Annotated in this window: 16 protein-coding genes and 1 pseudogene; all 17 read right to left on the reverse strand. The window is 54.1% G+C overall.

What is annotated here, in order from left to right; all coding sequences use genetic code 11:
* Positions 1-20: 20 nt before the first annotated feature.
* A pseudogene (locus tag RS889_RS08655) lies at positions 21-817 on the reverse strand (IS3-like element ISVch4 family transposase); the annotation flags it as partial.
* Between the two features lie 42 nt (positions 818-859).
* The gene (locus RS889_RS08660) at positions 860-1,294 is read right to left on the reverse strand and encodes a hypothetical protein (RefSeq protein ID WP_315710273.1); all 435 of its coding nucleotides are present in this window, start codon (positions 1,292-1,294) and stop codon (positions 860-862) included.
* Positions 1,295-1,476: 182 nt separating this feature from the next.
* On the reverse strand, positions 1,477-2,400 hold the full coding sequence (locus RS889_RS08665; protein WP_315710274.1) for an MFS transporter: 924 nt from the start codon (positions 2,398-2,400) through the stop codon (positions 1,477-1,479).
* Between the two features lie 240 nt (positions 2,401-2,640).
* Entirely contained in the window at positions 2,641-3,900 is a 1,260-nt protein-coding gene (locus RS889_RS08670) for an MFS transporter (protein ID WP_315710275.1), read from the reverse strand.
* A 42-nt stretch (positions 3,901-3,942) separates the two neighbouring features.
* Entirely contained in the window at positions 3,943-5,235 is a 1,293-nt protein-coding gene (locus RS889_RS08675) for an ATP-grasp domain-containing protein (protein ID WP_315710276.1), read from the reverse strand.
* A 30-nt stretch (positions 5,236-5,265) separates the two neighbouring features.
* A complete protein-coding gene (locus RS889_RS08680; RefSeq protein ID WP_315710277.1) occupies positions 5,266-5,892 on the reverse strand; it encodes a CDP-alcohol phosphatidyltransferase family protein in 627 nt (208 codons plus the stop codon).
* Complete coding sequence (locus RS889_RS08685) at positions 5,892-7,178, reverse strand: pyridoxal phosphate-dependent aminotransferase (RefSeq protein WP_315710279.1); 1,287 nt, start codon at positions 7,176-7,178, stop codon at positions 5,892-5,894. Before RS889_RS08685 ends, RS889_RS08680 begins: the two co-directional genes overlap by 1 nt.
* Positions 7,175-7,915: a phosphocholine cytidylyltransferase family protein gene (locus RS889_RS08690; RefSeq protein ID WP_315710280.1), complete on the reverse strand. Its 741-nt coding sequence runs from the start codon at positions 7,913-7,915 to the stop codon at positions 7,175-7,177. Before RS889_RS08690 ends, RS889_RS08685 begins: the two co-directional genes overlap by 4 nt.
* A gap of 47 nt (positions 7,916-7,962) precedes the next feature.
* Positions 7,963-9,303, reverse strand: coding sequence for a hypothetical protein (locus tag RS889_RS08695; protein ID WP_315710282.1), 1,341 nt, complete (start codon positions 9,301-9,303; stop codon positions 7,963-7,965).
* Positions 9,296-10,519, reverse strand: coding sequence for a pyridoxal phosphate-dependent aminotransferase (locus tag RS889_RS08700; RefSeq protein WP_315710283.1), 1,224 nt, complete (start codon positions 10,517-10,519; stop codon positions 9,296-9,298). The genes RS889_RS08695 and RS889_RS08700 overlap by 8 nt, the downstream gene beginning before the upstream one ends.
* A 10-nt stretch (positions 10,520-10,529) precedes the next feature.
* The gene (locus RS889_RS08705; RefSeq protein WP_315710284.1) at positions 10,530-11,450 is read right to left on the reverse strand and encodes a hypothetical protein; all 921 of its coding nucleotides are present in this window, start codon (positions 11,448-11,450) and stop codon (positions 10,530-10,532) included.
* A 1-nt stretch (position 11,451) separates the two neighbouring features.
* The gene (locus tag RS889_RS08710) at positions 11,452-12,471 is read right to left on the reverse strand and encodes a GNAT family N-acetyltransferase (protein WP_315710285.1); all 1,020 of its coding nucleotides are present in this window, start codon (positions 12,469-12,471) and stop codon (positions 11,452-11,454) included.
* On the reverse strand, positions 12,468-13,607 hold the full coding sequence (locus RS889_RS08715; protein ID WP_315710286.1) for a 2-aminoethylphosphonate--pyruvate transaminase: 1,140 nt from the start codon (positions 13,605-13,607) through the stop codon (positions 12,468-12,470). The genes RS889_RS08710 and RS889_RS08715 overlap by 4 nt, the downstream gene beginning before the upstream one ends.
* Positions 13,608-13,619: 12 nt before the next feature.
* Positions 13,620-14,456, reverse strand: coding sequence for a phytanoyl-CoA dioxygenase family protein (locus tag RS889_RS08720; protein ID WP_315710287.1), 837 nt, complete (start codon positions 14,454-14,456; stop codon positions 13,620-13,622).
* A 56-nt stretch (positions 14,457-14,512) separates the two neighbouring features.
* Positions 14,513-15,736 (reverse strand): pyridoxal phosphate-dependent aminotransferase, encoded by a 1,224-nt coding sequence (locus RS889_RS08725; protein WP_315710289.1) that lies wholly within the window; start codon positions 15,734-15,736, stop codon positions 14,513-14,515.
* Complete coding sequence (aepY, locus tag RS889_RS08730; RefSeq protein WP_315710290.1) at positions 15,733-16,932, reverse strand: phosphonopyruvate decarboxylase; 1,200 nt, start codon at positions 16,930-16,932, stop codon at positions 15,733-15,735. Before aepY ends, RS889_RS08725 begins: the two co-directional genes overlap by 4 nt.
* A gap of 47 nt (positions 16,933-16,979) precedes the next feature.
* A complete protein-coding gene (gene aepX / locus RS889_RS08735; protein WP_315710292.1) occupies positions 16,980-17,849 on the reverse strand; it encodes a phosphoenolpyruvate mutase in 870 nt (289 codons plus the stop codon).
* Positions 17,850-17,974 lie beyond the last annotated feature (125 nt).

Raw genomic sequence — 17,974 nt, forward strand, 5'->3', positions numbered from 1 at the left:
ACGTCGATTTAACGGCGCTTACGACTATCAGGCGACAAAGACATTGACCAACCGATCACTTTGCGGGCAAAAAGATCGATAACGACCGCTAAATACATCCACCGATTACCTGTCCAAATATACGTAACATCGCCAGCCCAGACTTCATTTGGAGCCGTAACAGCAAACTGACGACTTAAGTGATTTGGAACGTCAATATGTTCTTGTGAAGCCTTTCTGTAACGATGCTTTGGTTCTTGGCAGCTCACTAAACCAAGAGTTCTCATTAGCTTTGTTGCTCGGTATCGGCTCAGCTTTACACCCTGATTTGTGACTATATCTGCAATGGTTCTCGCTCCCGCAGAGCCATTGCTTGCGGCGTGAGCCTCGCTAATCAAGCTGCGCAGTTTTATTGTTTCCGCATTAATTAACGCTGGGCGTTTAAGCCAATAGTTATAACTACTTCGATGAACATTGAAGACTTCGCATAATATTTTTACGCTGTGGCTCTGCTTGAGTTTCTTGATTATCAAGAATTGTTCAGTGAGTCCGACATCAAGAGAGCCGTGGCTTTTTTTAGTATTTCATTATGCTCTTCAAGGCGAGCAAGCTTCTTTTTCAATTCCCGAATTTCTATTTGCTCAGGGGTCATAGGTGAAGCTTTCGGTGTTTTCCCTTCGCGTTCTTCTCTAAGCTGGCGAACCCATTTATCCATCGTGGACTTGCCCACATTCATGGCTTGGGCTGCTTCAGTCACTGAGTAATTTTGGTCTAAGACTAGCTGCGCTGCTTCTAACTTAAATTCTGCGCTAAATAGTCGTCTTGTACGTTTTGTCATAGTGTCACCTGTTAACTTATGAGGTGATGATATCACCTCTAACTAAGTGACCAAATTCACTATGCCACTACACTTTAATGAATGTGCAAGTAAATGCTGTATAAGGACATATTCATAGCCGAGCAATGTTGTATCAATGACTCTTTGTACAGGAAAAATATATCCTCCTTCAGTACTGAAAGTCAGATTATTTTCGCTGAAGAAAGAACTTTCGGCAAGCATGCAAAATCTCGTTGCTAACGAATTTTTTATTGGTGTTATCTTTAACTTATGATTTTGTAATTTAATCTTCCTCAATATTACTGGGGATTGAAAATATATTGAAAGACGAATATTTCCTTGCAGAGCAAACCGATAAAAATCACTTTTTTTTATTTTACACCCACTCAATCCCTTGAGAGATCTAACCGCCTCTCTGATAGTTATCCAATCGTATTTTAGATTATTGATGTTTAAAGTAGTGGAGCTACCTGACATATTACATTTCCTTTTTCACAGTGATGATGCTGATGAAATTCGCTGTGTTTTAGAAAGATGTTTGAAAATTTTAGCGATATAAAGTATGGCTGTATAATGGCATCAGGATTGAGATAATAAAGAGATGTATAATTATAAGATTGGTCAAGGATACACAATATACTGGCCTAGTAACTTAATGTTCACTGAGCTATTTTAAATATAATATTAGTTATGAGGAATAATCGGATGTAACGCGTCTTTTCTTGGTATTTATCTGTAGCAACATCCACAAAATACCAACAACTACAATCTCCCCCTCCTACCCATATGGGACTTGTCAGTCCTGCAAAATCGAGTGCTACACCCCCCAACAGCGACCCTAATGTAATACCTCCGTTAAAACCGGCAATATTCAGTCCTGCTGCCACTGCTGGAGCTTCAGGTGCATGTATGTGAGATAGTCCGATCACTCTTGCTTGCATTGAGGGGACCGCTGCGTATGTCAATGCTCCAAGCAAGCCAATAAACAGTGCCATTAACATTAAGGATGAGACAGAGAACCAGATAGCAAAGAGGACGATCGCCAGACCAATAAGAATTGTCATCACGGCGCGGTCTGCACCTTGCTTGTCAGTCAGGCGACCACCCCAGACATTCCCGATAGCGGCCATCACGCCGTAGACCAACATAAGCAAACTACTCGTACGCTCGTCTACATGCGTTACCTGAAGTAGAATCGGGGAAATATACGTATACAGGGCAAAAGATCCTGCATAGGCCAAAACTGTAATTCCTGCTCCCGCAAGCAGTAGTGGGTTGAACATGGCTTTTAAACCGTCCATGGCATTTGCTTGCAAGGAGGGATCATTTTGATCCGTGGGCATCAGCATTGCCAATCCAATGAAACCGATCGCTCCACTTGCCGTTACTGCCATGAATATAGACTGCCAACTCAACAGACTACCGATGTAGGTACCAAGTGGTACGCCTAATGCCAACGCAATTGTAAGACCGCCAAAAACGACCGAAACAGCGGCGCCAGCACGATGTCGCCCAGCCAGTTGGGTTGCCACACTTGAAGCAACAGCAAGAAAGGTTCGGTGCCCCAGACCGGAAAAAATCATGCAATCAGCATCAGCGTTAGGAATTCAGATATACCGACGATATCATTGCCCACTGTAAACAGTCCCATAGCAATAAGTAATAACTTTTTACGAGGCCATCATATCGCCAATGCTGTCAATTCAAGAGCACCAATACCTTCACCTAATGCATAGGATGTAACAGCTGGCCCAAGTGACTGATATTGACGTTGAGATCTGCCGATATCATGGAGACTAATCCGCTTGTTTAATATTGTAAGCTCAGCTGTTTCCACTAAAGTGCTCTGGTGGTGTCTCAATGCCGAGTATGGCAGTACTTTTACGGTATGAGCACAAGATAAAGGCCAACCCGAGCAGACAAGCGGAAATAATGACAAACCGGCTGTTGATCAACTGCGAAAGTGCGCCCCCCAACAGGGCTGCCGGCGGCATGATCCCCCAGGTGATGAAGCGAAAGCTGGCGTTGATCCGACCAAGAAGGTATTCGGGGCTAACCAACTGCCGGAGGCTGATAATATTGACCACTCCAATTGACGAGCCCCAACCTGCGCAAAACAAGAAGACGCCGAGTAACAGCTGATCCTGCGGTGCCGCATGCGTCACGGTACAAATAGCCAAAGTGAAAAGGCTGTAGATCACCCCGCCCACCATGATGCTGCGCCCGTGTCCCAACCGTTCGCTGGCCTTGCCAGCACACAGCGCACCGATCAAACCGCCCAGGCCCTGCAGCCCCAGAATCAAGCCGACTTGCGTGGTGGCAAGGCCCAGCGTTCGGGTGAGGTAAACCATGATTTGCGGGGTCGCCGCGCAGGCGAAAATGTTCCACACCGCGCCGATAATCACCAGGCGGCGTAACGGCGGTGAATGGAAAAGGGTGTGAATACCTAGCTTGATTTGGCTGAGACTTGACGGACGGGCCCTCTCGGGAGGCGCCGGTTTATTCTTGGGTACGGTCAGGATCATGCCACTGCCCACCAGAAACAGCAGGCTGTTCAATAACAAGGCCCCAGGAATGCCGGCAATTTTTAACAGCATGCCGCCTACTGCAGGCCCGACCAACTCTGCAGCACCGGCAATGGCCGCCAGAGCGCCGTTACCTTTGGCAATCAGCCGCCCGGGAACCAGTGCAGGGATATAAGTCCAGTAAGCCACTTCAAAATAGACATTGGCAGCACCGACGATAAAGACCATCGCCGCCAGCGTCATCACTGACAATGCGCCGGACCAAACGATAAACATGATGATCAGCAGCAAAATGACACGCAGAAAATTAGCGCAAAACAGAATCGACCGGCGCTCCCATTTATCTGCGGAAACGCCAGCGATCAGGCTGAAGATGATAAAGGGTAAACGTTCGCTGGCGGCGAGCAGACCTACCTCAAACGGTGTCGCGTCAAGAAAGGTGATGGCGATGAGCGGGATAACGATAATCACTATCGCCGTGCCGAGCTGAGTGGCAATATCTCCCATACAGAATCGTACGAATGCCGGATAATGAAAAATCGAATCCCGTGTCGTCATTTGAACTGCTTCCTTAACTCGCCAGTGTGCATACAGTCAGCTTTACTCGAAGTATTTTGCCGTTTCCAATCCAATCAGCGCATCTATTTCACTCAGGAAGCGATGCCCTTTCTCAGCCACTTCCTGCGGGGTTTCGGCCAGAATGATGACATGCCCCATAATGCTGAAATTGCCCTCGTAACGCCCAATCTCCCTGCCGGCATAGATATTCAGCGTATTGTGCGGGATCTCGTAGCGAGCCAGCAGCTCATCAAGCTGTTCCGGGCGGAAGGATGAGGAGATGGTACCCCCATGCCTGGCCGCCACGGCAAGAGTGATCCCCGCATTGGTAAACTCATCGTCGTCGACATTCACCGGTTCCCCCAGATGCAGGCGGATCAAATACTCGAAAGGATCGTGGCCTGTCTGAATCTGATACATGATCGGCGACACGCTGCCCATCATTCGGGCATTGATTTCCACCAGCACCGGGCCGTTGTCGGTTAACAGCAACTCTACGTGATACAGGCCAATCTGAATATTCAGGGCGGAAAACACCGCCTGCAGATAGGTTTTCATCTCCGCACGCGTTTGTTTCGGCAAGCCGGAGGGCATGACCGCCGCCAGTTCCAGCAGGTCGTAATAATGCGCACGGTAGCGGGTGGTGGTGGCGTAAAACATGACTTTGCCTTCACGCACTATCACCTCAGCGGAGTGCAGGGTGCCGGTAACGTATTCTTCGATGATATATTCATGCGACACAACGCTGTCAATCAGGGCGCTGTTGGCCCGATCGATCTTCAGGTTATCGACATAATTGTCGAAATCGCTCTGCGTGCGGCAAATAGCGGAAAATTGTTTGGCAAAGCCGCGAATGGGTTTTACCACAAACGGCAGCTTGATTTTTTTTGGCCCCTGTAACAGCTCCTCTTCATTTAACACCTCAAAATCCGGTGAGCGGATACCGTTGTTCTTCAGCGTGGTACGCAAGCGATTCTTAAATATTGCGTTGCCCAGATCGTGCGGGCTGGGATAACGCGTTCCCCATTTTTCAGCCGCACAGGCGGCCGCCATGATGCCGGTCTCCGCCGAACTGATTACCGTGTCGAACGGATTCTCTTTCACCAGGGTTTCGAGCACGGGGAAAAGATGCTCGTTTTCCAATGTATCCACCTCGATATAACGATCGACATGCCCCAACTGGCTAGCCAGTTTCGCCGGGTCTTTCGACATGATGCTGACGAAGCTGGAAGACTTGGTCGGATGAATAAAGGTGACCTGATGGCCGAGCCGCTGAGCGCTGCGAAAGGCGTTCAGGCCGGTCGGGGTGCTGTCGATAAAGATAACGTGAGCCATAAGCATTTCTCCTTGGAATAAAAATAGTGGCTAATTGGGGAAACCGCAGATCAACAGAGTGATAAAGAACAGCACGCTCAGAGCCGTGACGCAGAAAGTGGCGTTGGGCATACGAAGGGGAATGCAGGTTATTTGCAAAATGGACATGATCGCCGCAATGAACAGCACCAGACCGCCGGGCAAATAACCGGCCGTGTTCAGCAACAGCATATTGATAATCACAAAAGCGGCGTAGGGGGTTTGCAGGCCATAAGCGCTCTCATCCCCCGATCCTGTCTGCAGAGTAAAGTGCGACAGGCGTACGCAGCCAAACAGGACGATGGAGGCCGAAATGACACCGGCCAGCACGGGGGTATAGGCAAACTGCTGGAACAACACTATGGCGGTAACCACATTGAAATTCAGCATATCGGCCAACGTATCGAACTGCTTGCCAAATGCCCGTTTCTCCTGCTGATGGGCGTAAAAACGCCGGGCCAGATATCCATCAAGATGATCGAGCAAAATAGCGATGAACACCAATAGGATAGCCCACTCAGGACGGTGAACCAAAACCAGCATCAGCGATACGATCCCCGCCAGAACATTGATAGCGGTTACCAGATTTGCGCCATCTATATATTTACCGGGCATCAGCCAGTGGCGTTGTTTTGACATTATGGCAGTTCCAGTTTTTGAGTGAGTGTGGCGTGCTGGCAATTGGCCAATCGCTCAAGCGCGGTCTGGAACGTCGGCTCATCACAACACAGGACGATCCTGATATGGTCGGCGCAGCTTTGCCCGTAAATAATGCCGGGCACCGTGGCGACGCGCGCAACCTGCAATAAGTAATCTGCGACGCTCTCGCCCACGGTGGCAAAGCGTTGCCGTTGCGCCAGCGGCAAACGTTCATATAGCCCTCGAACGCAGGGAAATAAAAACATCCCCCCCATCGGTGAACGTGGCCAACTGAACCCCAACGTAGGCGTTAACTGTTGTTTTGTCAGGCGTATACGCGCGTGAAGCATTTTTTGCTTGTCCGCCAGCCAATCGTCGGTCTGGGCATCCTGGAGTATGCGCAAGGCAATCTGTTCATATTGGCGGTTAACGCCAAGCACCAGATAGTCGTGGGTTTTGCTGGCGGTGGCGATGAATTCGGCGCTTCCAACCAACCAGCCGATACGCAGGCCGGGAATACCGAACTTTTTGGAAAAACTGTTGGCCAGCACCGTCCTGCTCGCCTGGGGATCAAAGCTGCGTGCAGGGTAATGCGGGCGGTTAAATGCCATGCTGTCATAGACTTCATCGTGAATAACCCAGGCGCCGCTGCGTTCTGCACAGCGCATTAGCTGTTGCCATTCATCGGCCGACAGCACATACCCCGATGGATTTTCCGGTGAGTTGACAATCACCGCTTTTGCCCCGCCGAGCTGGCGTCGGAATGACGGGTCGCTGTCGATCAGGTCGGTGAATTCGGCATCGCCGACCGGGCGCGAAAAGCGCCGAGGCTGGCGGCCGAGCGCCAGCAGGGCGCGTTCATACAACATATAGGAAGGATCGGTGATCGCCAGCGTATCCCCAGGATTCGAGCAGCACAGAATCGCCAGTGCGACGGCCTCAACGCCACCGTGGGTGATTAATACCTCGGTTTCAGGATTAATCTTGAGGTTATAACGGCGCAGATACCAGTCCGCGATCGCCTGACGCAGCGCCAGGGAGCCCAACGAGTGCCCATAACGTTTCGCCGAGGAAAGAAACGCCTCCTGAGTCAGATCGGTCTGGGCAATCTCTGCCAGCAAATGCGCCGGTGGGCCAAATGCCGGTTCGCCGATGCTCATGTTCATGATGTCCGGATTGTCACGCGCGGCCTGCGAGATGGTTTTTGACACGTAAACGCCGATGTCGGACAACGTGCTGTTCAGCCGCGCCGGTTTCACCTGTTCCAATGCGTTAGGGTCTCTCATGAGGTTAAGATCTCCTCGGCCAGATGGGTCGCTCGTTGCAGGTCGCCGGGATTGTCCACTTCAATCCAGGGGCGGCCGCCAGCGTCGACGTAGGCTGTCGGAAAACGGGAGAATGCCTGTTCAAAAATTTTGTAAAGCTGCATTTCCCCCTCGAACGGCAGGGTACTCAGTGCATCGACGATAAACTGCCGCGCCGCTTCGCCCAATTTGACGAAGCAGATAAATTCGCCGATGGCACCATCACCCGGTTGGCTTTTCGCCGTCCCGTGCTCGATAAACAACAGATGTTCAACCTTGCCATTGGGCGCGATAACCAGCGTATCGATGCTGGGGTTTTTGCTGTCGGAGTCCACCGCAATGCAAATCTCGGCCGGGTTGTCTTTTACCTGTCTGAGCAACGACGGCGGGATAAGCAGATCGCCTTCATAGTAAATCACCGGCCCAGGGTGTTGACTGAGGGCCAGCCAGGCGCTCCAGTCCAGATTCCGGGATTTGAACTGTGGATTGTGCGAGACAATAAAATGGCTGCCACCCAATGATTCAAACAGAATCTGCGCGACTTCCGCGGCACCGTGCCCCAGAACAAACGTTTTATGCCCGATGCCGGCGCGGTCAAAGGATTCAAGTTGGTAATCCACCATTCGCCGTTTTCCAAGCATCAGACAGGCTTTATGTCGGGATGTGGTCAGTGGCAGTAACCTGCTGCTTGAACCTGCCATTAAACATGCAAGACGCATTTTTCAATCTCCTTGTGTAAAACAGCCGCCGGGTGGCAGGCCGGGTGTTACTCAGCGCGTTCCAGACCGGTTGACCAGCTTGCGCCTTGCGCATGGTTAACGACGACCGCTTCGCCGCGATAAGCCTCATCACGCGAGAAGGTACCGATGTAACGACCATCGATGATGATCGGGCCAATGCATACCATTCTTGGATTGTCCTGTTGATGCGGCAGGGTGTAAGTCCATATGTCCTCAACCATGTCCTGCAGAACAAAAGAACCGCCTTCCGTTAGCTGCCGTTCCAGCTGTGCACGCCATTGCAGAGCCGACATCTGTCTGCCGAACATCACCTGATAACCGCACAGGCCCAATCCCGGTTTTAAAACCAGATTGCTCTGTTCGCGTATCGCTCTGGCCACATTGGCCGGCGTTAAAATAAAGGTGGGGGGAATGTGGACATCGATCAGTGCGCGTTCCTGCTCAGTGAACAGGTGGGCGTAATCGGGATCGGTGAGAAAGGCCAGGTTTGCTTTGTTGTCGTAAACCGCACAGCCGGCCGGCACGCTGAACAGGTCGATCTGACCCTGATTTTCCGCCGCGACCAGTGCCGCAATGAACGCGTTGTCGATGTTGTATTGCAGCTGTTCCGCGTACACCAAATCGGTGAAAACGATGTCGATTTTTACGCCGAAAGCATAGACGCCGGTTGGGGTGAAATGGACGTCCGCCGGTTTGCCGGTCAAGAGTCGAAAACCGCCCTGTCGGGCGATATGGCCGAAGTCAGGCCAGCCAAAATTGTCCTCCGGGATCTCGTCCGGATCGTCCAGCAACTCCAACATTACCGGAGTGCGGTCGTCCGCCGGCTGCGTGCGGTGGCGGTGCAGCGTTTCGGCCCAGAGGCGGCCCATGTCCGGCGCATGGAGCTTAATCCCCGCTTGCTGCAGCCGATGGCTGAGCGAATGTTCCTGCAAGGTAGTGACGTAACGATCGCAGATGCCCAGTCCGCCGAGTGAAGGCGTCACGTTCATTTCAACCAGTTTGAAGCCTTCATGGGTCAGCAATGCGTCCGGCCTGGCAAACAGCCGGGCACGTTCTAATACCCGCGGCGTGCAGAAGGCCAGAATGTCGTCACGTTGCCGCTGCGTTAGGCATTGCGCGGCCAGAAAGCGCGAATAATCCCCGCCGAACAGCCGTTCCGGCAGGCTGAAAACGATGGCCAGCAGCCGCGCGGCGTCGGTGCCGATGCTTGTCAGATGGCCGGGCGGGAACACCGCCGGCGGGAAGGTGGCGCGCCAGTCGCCGGGGTGTACCTTGAGCAAGGCCTGGGAGAATGCGTCAGCGGACTCAGCGCCGCCCTGCGTGGAGTAAAAATTCATAACCTGCCGATCAAGAATATTTTTAAGCACGTTTTCCTCCCAGATCCAATGATGAAAGACGAGCGATGGCCTGATGGAAAACCTGCTCGCTGGCACAGTTGGTTAATCGTAAGTGTTGTCGACTTTCAGCGCCGTAAACGATCCCCGGCACCGTGGCGATTTGCCGTTCCTCCAGAAGGTATTCCGCGACTGCGCTGCCGGCATCAGGCGAGAAATCGCGCCAGCGGGCGGGCAAGGCCGGATAGAGTTCGGAAACGTCAGGGAACAGGAACATGCCCCCCATGGGCCGGCGGGGCCAACGGAAGCCCTGCGTCTCGTCCAATGCGCAAAGCGCGTGCCGGTTGCGGGCGGCCAGAATGTCCTGCTGCCGTTGCATCCAGTCGTCTACCTCGGGGGTGCTCAGCAGCCGTTCGGCGATAGGTTCGGCAAGAATGCTCACCCCCAGGCACAGGCTTTCGTGGACCTTGCCGGCGGCTTCAATCACCTTGGCCGGCCCAATCAGCCAGCCTGTGCGCAAGCCGGGAATGCCGAATTTTTTGGAGCAACTGTTAATCAGCACGCTGCGTTCGCGAAGGGCCGGAATGCACCAGGCGTTAAGGTGACGGCGGGTGAATGCCAGGGTGTCGTAGACTTCATCATGGATGACCCAGCGGTCACCCTGGTGACAGTGATCGGCGAGCGCTTGCCAGTCCGCCTCACTCATGACGTAGCCGGTGGGGTTCTCCGGGGAGTTGATCAGCACCGCGCGCGTCGAGGCGTAGGGATTTGCCGCCAGCGCCGTCGCATATTCGTTTTCGCCTTCAGGGCGGGGCAGCGGATGGCTTTGACGGTTCAACAAGTGAATGGCACGTTGATACAGGGTGTAGGCCGGTGCCGCCAGCAGGACGCCGTCGCCAGGATTGGTCACCGCTTGCAACGCCAGATTGAGTGCTTCAATCCCCCCATGAGTCACTATTATTTCGCTTTCCGGATCGATATCGATAGCGTAACGGCGCCGATACCACGCCGCTATTGCTCTGCGCAGCAACAGCGAGCCGCGTGAGTGTTCATAACGCTTGACCGCATCCAGAAACCGCTCTTTGTTAAGATCCTCTCGACAGATCACGTCAACCAACGCGGCGGGCGGACCAAAATCGGGTTCTCCCATGCTGAGGTTCAGGATCGCAGGGTTCGCTTTCGCTCGCTGAGAGACCGTCTTTGATGAGAGCGGGTTCAGGTGTTCCAAATACGCATTGATGGCTGGCATGGTATTCCTCTTATTCCTGATCCATTGACTGAGGGTTTACGGCGATAAGGTTGCGCGCCAGCAGAATCAAACGATCGTAATTCAGCATCAGCGTAGTAAGGGTTACGGCGATCAACATACCGGTTTGCCATTGGCCGCTGACCAGCGACTGCATCACGAAAGCCAACACCGGTATCAACGAATTCATAAAGGTAAACAGAGTGACGCCGACCCACTGCAGGCAGGTTTGCGATAAAAAAGACGGTAAAACCATATTGGCGACGATCAGGATCAACAGGTTACGTAGGGTGTCCGGGGTTACCCACAACGAGCCGAACTCGTGATGCGCGAACAGGTAAGCGGCACTGCAGACCAGCAGCATATAGCAGCGCAACGATACGACCGAGACCGGGCCAAGCCCGCTCTGCCGGCTGAAACGCAACGAGCTGACGTAATAAAGATACATCATGGCCCCCGCTGACATTGAGGTGTAAAGCACCTGTAACGGGAAGGCTGAGAGCGCATGAATACACAGGATCGCCATCAGGATGAACAGCGACTTCAGCCAGCGTTTTTCTCGCAGGCAACTGCACAGTGCCGAAGAAAGGAAAAATATGCCGATGAAAAAATCGGCTGAGGCGTGCGTCACGCTGTAATAAGAAAATATCCAGTTCAGCACAAAGGCGACGGAAAGCGTGAGCCACATGCGCCAATGGCGGCGCAGCGCGCTGTGATTGCGCCGCAGGCGTCGGAACTCCCACAGGTTAAACACCACGCAGGCCGCCAGAGCCATATAAAACAGGCTGATTTCGATCGCTATACCGCCGCCGACATGACTTAAAAATACCTGTGAGGCGGAGGTGAGGGCGATATACAGCAAGGTCAGCAATTGCCCGCGCGCCAACTGTGCCGGGGGTTTCTCATGGGGCGGGGTGGCAGAAGTCACCGGCATGTCAGGCCACCTCCAGGGGGTATAGGGCTGAATACAGCGGCTGAGATTGGCAACCTAAACGCGCCTTAATCCGGGCATTGGTCCTGCCCGCTTCAATCCGGCGGATATCTTGCGCGAACGCATACTGCACGCTGGCCGCGATCATGATGGTGTAAGGGCTGAAGCTCGAAAGCCGGTAGTCGACGCCGCCGGCCCAAAGGTGCAGGCACTGCGGGTCGTTCAGGCAGATGACGGCCGCCACCAACTGGCCTTCATGCTCAACCTGGACCACGGTAATCAGTTCACCGCAAGTTTCCAGGAAATGGAGAAACGTCGGTATCGGATAATAGTGCGGCGTGCCGTTTCGGGAACTGGTGGCGTGGCAAAGCTTGACCGCAGCGGCAAGATTGGCGTCCCGGCCTAAAAGCACGCGGTAGCTGCCGCGATCGTTGTCAAATTTACGCAACTGGCGCTTCATTTCCTGTCGACCATCGCGCGGGAGGGCGGCCAGATAATCATCGAACCGGTCAAACGGCATGAGGTCGATAAAGAAACGGTCATGCATGAAATTGCAACGGTAACCCGCCAGTTCGGCGGCTCTCAATGAAGACCCGGCACTGAGATTGAGCAGGCCGCAGCCCGGAATGCCCTGCCGGTCGGCGAGCGCAATGAGTTCGGTCATCAGGCGCTGCGCGGCGTCTTCTGAACCCGGCCGATGCAGGATTTGCGTGTCGTAGCAATGGGCTATGTGCCCCAATAGCCCACCGATGGGGGCGGCAAAATGAAAGCCGGTACTTTTCGCCAGCGTACCAAAGGGATCGGGTTGCGATTGCTGGTAGACCACTAACAACGCGTCAAGCCGGTCTCCTTGCCATGCCGCCAGATAATGAGTGGCTAAAATCGGCAGCATGGGGTGACGTTCGGCCGCGCTCAGCAGGTCAGGGTGATAAAAGGCCGGTTGCCTGCACTCCACCCACAAGTCGGCATAGGCTTGGGGGTTAATTTCCGCGAATTGCTGATGGCAAGACAGATGATGACTCATAGCGCAGACCTTAGCGAAAGGGTATTCGGCTGCGGGGTTCCGGTGGCGGCCTGTGCGGTAAATTCAGCGAACGCCGCCAGCAAATCATCGATATCCTGGATACCGAGCTCCCCCATAACTCCGATACGAAATGAATTGACCGCCCAGTGTTTGGTGGGATAAATCACCAATCCGCGCTGGAATAAAAAGTCGTTCAGCTTGTCAATTTCGCACGGCATTCCCGGATTCGGCGCCAGCGTGACAATTAAAGGCGCACAGAACTGCGGCTGAATTATCGGACTGAAACCCAAACGCGCCATACCGCTGAGCAGGTGCGCCATACGTTGAGAATACGAACGGTGACGCGCGCGCCTGCCGCCCTGTTGGCGGTACTCGTCAATAGCTTGTTTCAGTGCCAGCATGATTTGCAGCGGTGGCGTGAAACGCCATTGCCCATCGCCATCCAGCGCTTTGGCCTGCGCCTTGATATCCAGGCTGAGCGTGCGTGGGGTGACGTGGGTTGCCAGCACGGCCTTTCGCGCCAAAACGAAGGCGAGGCCAGGCAGCCCATGCAGGCACTTATTGGCCGAAAGCGCGACAGCGGAAAGCAAGGGGGCGCTGTAGTCCAGCGGCAGTACGCCAAAGGTACTGATGGCGTCAATCAGCAACTGGCAGCCGTACCTATTGGCCAGCTGCGTCAGGCCATCAATATCATTGATCACGCCTAACGCCGTTTCGAAATGAACGGCTGCGATGTGGGTAACCCTAGGCGTTTGCTTCAGAGCCTGTTCAACCTGCGCCAGGTCAAAACCCTGATGTGGCGGCAAGGTCAGTACCGAATGCGCAATAGCGTGGATGCGGCAAATGTCCACCATACGGGCGCTGTACACGCCATTTTCGATAATCAGCAGGTGGTCATCTGCCGCCGGCAGAGAACAAAGCATCGCTTCGACGGCAAACGTCCCGCTGCCTGATAACGGCACTGCGCTCCAGCTCGCGTCGCATCCCGCGATCTCCAATATGTCCTCACGCAACTGGGCGCTCAAGTGGATGGCTACCGGGCTGCGCGCCCCTAAATCTCTGCCGGCGGCCTGGCGCACCGGCGCCGAGGTATTCAGCGGGCCGGGAGTGAATAAACGAAAGTCCTGTGATTGCATCGTCGTCACCGTTCAACGGGATTGAGGCACTGTGCCGGCGCTGGTTTGCCGGGCGCTATGCAAAGTCGGGGTGGAAACGTGAAAGATGGGATTGTCCGGCGTGGCCCATTTACTGCGGTAGTAGTGGTGATAAAAATCGCCCTCGCTTGCCAGATTGAACGTAAAGAACAGGATGCGTCGGGTCGAGGACGAGCGGTTTTCGCTCGAGCGATGGGGAATATAGGAGTCGAATAAGATCACGTCGCCGGGGGCGGCATCGATCCTTTGCCAGCGCATGCTTGCGCAGAGACTATCGTCGATATCCCCGTTGCGCGGCCCCCCCTGATAGCTGGGTAACTGGGGCAGGATCCCCCGGGGAGTATCCACCAACTTCGCGCCTTTTGGCGTCAGATCCCAGTGGGTGGCGATTTCCAGCGCCCCGTTTTCTTCCACGGCGGCATCGAGCAGCACGGCCGCGGTTACCTGGTAATTTGAGGCGAAATGACGATAGGCCGTAATATCCTGATGGGGCGTGAACGCGCCACCGCCAGGATGTTTAAAGTTGCATTTGTCTTTGAACAGGTTGACGGGGTGGCCGAGGTGCTGCTCTATCAATTGCGCCAGACAGGGCACCAGCTCTTGCGCGTAATAAGGCGAACTGCCGGCAAGGTACTCAATACGGCACAGCTGTTCGGCATTGCCGGCTTCGGTGACTACCACCAGGCCGGGCGCGTTGTCGGTTTGGCCCGAGAGCGCGCGTTGGCTGATTTCGGCCAGTGCGGATTCAATGCGGCTGAGATTGAGGTTGGCCCGCGATTTTTCCAGATGGACAAAGCCTTGCTGTTGAAACCGGTTACGTGAGGCGTTCATCACTGTCTCCTTCTCCGTTTGGCGGCCACTCGGCGGTGGCCGCCGTGTGTCCAGGGTTACACCATGCGTTTCATTGCAAGGTTAAAAACGTCGTCCGGCATGCAGAGCACCAGCCGGATATGGTTATTGCCCTGCGGGCCATAAACCGAGCCGGGGACAACGGCAACGCCGCGTTCTTCCAGAAGGTAATTCGCCACGGCGTCGCCGATATGCTGGCCCGGTTGTCGGTATTTTTCAGGCATCCGTTGGTAGACGCCGCTCACTTCCGGGAACAGGAACATGGCACCGAGCGGTTTACGGGGCCAGCGGTATCCACGTTCTTCCGTCAGGGTGTTCAGCGCGGTGTGACAGCGTTGAGCGATGTTGGAGGACATTTCCTCCAGCCAGGCAAATTTGCCGTCATCGCTCAGCAAACGGTGTGCGATGCGTTCGTATTGGATATTGACGCCCAGATAGAGGTAATCATGCGCTTTGGCCGCCTGTTCGATAACCTGCGGCGGGGCTATCATCCAGCCGATGCGCAGGCCGGGCAGGCCGAATTTTTTTGAAAAACTGTTGATGATAATGGAATTGTTGGCCAAGGAGGCGATGGCGCGCGCCGGTTGGTGCGGGCGTTCAAAGTGCATGGCATCGTACACTTCGTCGTGAATGATCCAGCAACCGCTGCGCGTGGCGCGTTCTCCAATCACCGCCCAATCCTGCGGGCTGGCGACATAGCCGGTCGGGTTTTCCGGGGAGTTGACAATCATCGCCTTCACCCCTTCCAGCGCGCCGTCCTGCGCCAGCATTTCCGCATATTCATGGTTGCCGGCAGGGCGCGCTATCCGCAGCGGAGTGCGTTCCAGCGTCTTCAGCGTGCGGGCATAGAGCATATAGGAGGGATCGCTGATGGCGACTTTATCCTGTGCCGACGTTGTGACAAGCAGAGCCAGCGTGATGGCTTCCACGCCACCGTGCGTCACCATGATTTCACGCTCGGGATCGAAATGCAGGCCGTAGCGATCGCGATACCAGGCGGCAATCGCCTGACGCAGCGCTAGGCTCCCTCGGGGATCCTCGTAGCGTTTTGAGGCGTCCATAAACGCCGATAATGACAAATCCTCCTGTTCTATCGCCTTCAGCAGGTGTTCCGGCGGGCCGAAAACCGGCTCGCCAAAACTCAGGTTTGCAATGGAGGGATCGGCCTTCGCTTTCAGCGAAATGGCTTTTGAGGCATAAATATCCATGCCCGTCAGAACAGCATTGAGGGCGTTCGGTTGGGTAGTATCATGAATGTTCATGAGTCCGTTCTCGGTTGTAGGGATTGAGTGAGAAATGTGCCCCCCACGGGAGGCTGCACGGTGTTTGCCATGGGTTTATTGAACGGTGGTGCAGGGGCCAGGGTTTTCAGATGGGATTGCAGGCGGCGCGCGACGTCGTAAGGCGACAGTGTCGGGCGGCCCAACTGCGCCATCGAACCGATGCCGATCGGAACATGCAACAGCCGGGGGCCGGAAATACCCGTTTGGCGCAGGGCTTGGGCGAAGCTGTCCGCATCGTTGCACTGTTGGGCGTGGGCATAGCCGGCCGCATAGGCCATGGCGACAAAATCCACGCCGGGGGATGCGGTGGGTTGGGCTCCCGTTGAGTCATAGCTGCCGTTATCCAAAATAATATGTATCAGGTTGTCGGGCTTGCTGGCCCCAATACCGGCAAAATTTCCCAGATGCATCAGCGCAGCGCCATCCCCGTCGATCACGTAGACCGGCAGGCCGGTGCAGCCCAAGGCGATGCCGTGAGCGATTGCGCTGGCGTAGCCCATGGACCCGACGCAATAAAAATGTTCAGGGCGGTCAGATAACGTAAACAGTTCGCGGCCGGTTTTACCGGTCGTTGCGATGATCACTCCCTCGGGATTAGCGTGGGCCAGCAGCGTCGCCAGCGCGTCTTCACGACGCGGATACGCCGTTTGCGGCTCCGGCATCTGAGATTGCGCGGCGCAAAATTGATTGCCGGTCAGAACCAAGGCATAAGGGCGCTGTTCCGACTGAATGTAACTGCAGGCGTGCTGCAGGCTGGCTAACGCTCCGGTTTCATCGTCGGGCAGCACCGCCCACTCGACCCCCGCCAGGCTCAGCAAATCAGGCGTGATCTCGCCCATCAACCGGTGCTGTGGTTCATCTTTGGTGCCGGGCTGACCGCGCCAGGTCACCAACAGCAAGACCGGAATCGAGAAAGGCTCGTTAAGCGATGTCAGTGGGTTGATCAGATTACCCAACCCGGAGTTCTGACACAGGACAACGGCCGTTTTATTGGCGAGCCAAAGCCCGGAGGCCAGAGACAGCGCCTCACCCTCGTTTGAGGCCAGTACGTAGTGGGTTTCATCGCGAGCAATAACTTCATTGATCAGCGGGGTTAAATAAGAGCAGGGGACACCGGTAAAATAGTGTGTACCTTGCTCAATCAATGCATTAACAAAATCGCGGACGTTAATCATCTAACCATTTCCTCACGGATGAATAGAAAAACCGGCTGACTGTCGCGTTAAAGGGTTAAGTATTTTTGTTCGGCCAGTTGTACTTCATATTCGTTGGTGAGTTTGAAAACATCGTCTAAAGAAGCAATTTCGCGTTCAATCTGCGCAACGCTATTATGTTGGCGAATATTTCGGGTAATAGCGCGCATCGCGGCGATTGAAGCACGCAGGCTATGATTAGCCCAGATAACCGTGGACACACCGACTTCACGGAACGCATCGGTAGCAGTGTTATAGTATTTAGTCGGTACGATAACGATCGGGCAATCATTTTGCCATTGACGGCAAAAGTCCATGATCTCCGCACCGTCAGATTGTTTGGAGTGAATTAATACCGCATCGGCCCCCGCACTGGCGTAAGCGTCGGCGCGTTTCAACGCCTCTTCCATAGGGCAGCCGCTGATAAGCGCTTCCACACGGGCAATCACGCAAAAGTCACTGTCCAACTGGCTGTCTTTCGCCGCTTTTATTTTGCCGCAAAATTCACTGATTGAAGCCAGATCCTGCCCTGCGCCAATAAAAGAGTTTATTTTTGGGAATAACTTGTCTTCCAGACATACCCCGGCGACGCCCCGCTGAGACAGCTTTTTAACCAAACGGCGGACATTATTAAAATTGCCAAAGCCAGTGTCCCCATCCAATAAAATAGGGATGGCGGTGTTATCCACCATAAAATCAACTACGTCCATAACCTGAGTCCAGGAGGCTTCATTTCTGTCGCTGAGCCCCATAGAGGCGGAAATAGACAGCCCGGAAGCCCATAATGCCTCAAAGCCGCTTTCTTCGGCTATTTTAGCGCTCATGGCATTATGGGCTTCCATCAGGAAAGAAAGTTCTTTCTTTTGCAGTATATTCTTTAAAGCCGATGTTTTTCTCATGGCGTTACCTCAATTAACATTGATATACAGTGATGGTTCAATGGCTCATCATAGTGGATGTGTCAGGTACTAATCAGAATAATCAAAGCAAGCATAAGACCCAATGATTACGCCTGTCATAATCA

The organism is Brenneria uluponensis, assembly GCF_032395385.1.
Lineage (GTDB): Bacteria > Pseudomonadota > Gammaproteobacteria > Enterobacterales > Enterobacteriaceae > Prodigiosinella > Prodigiosinella aquatilis.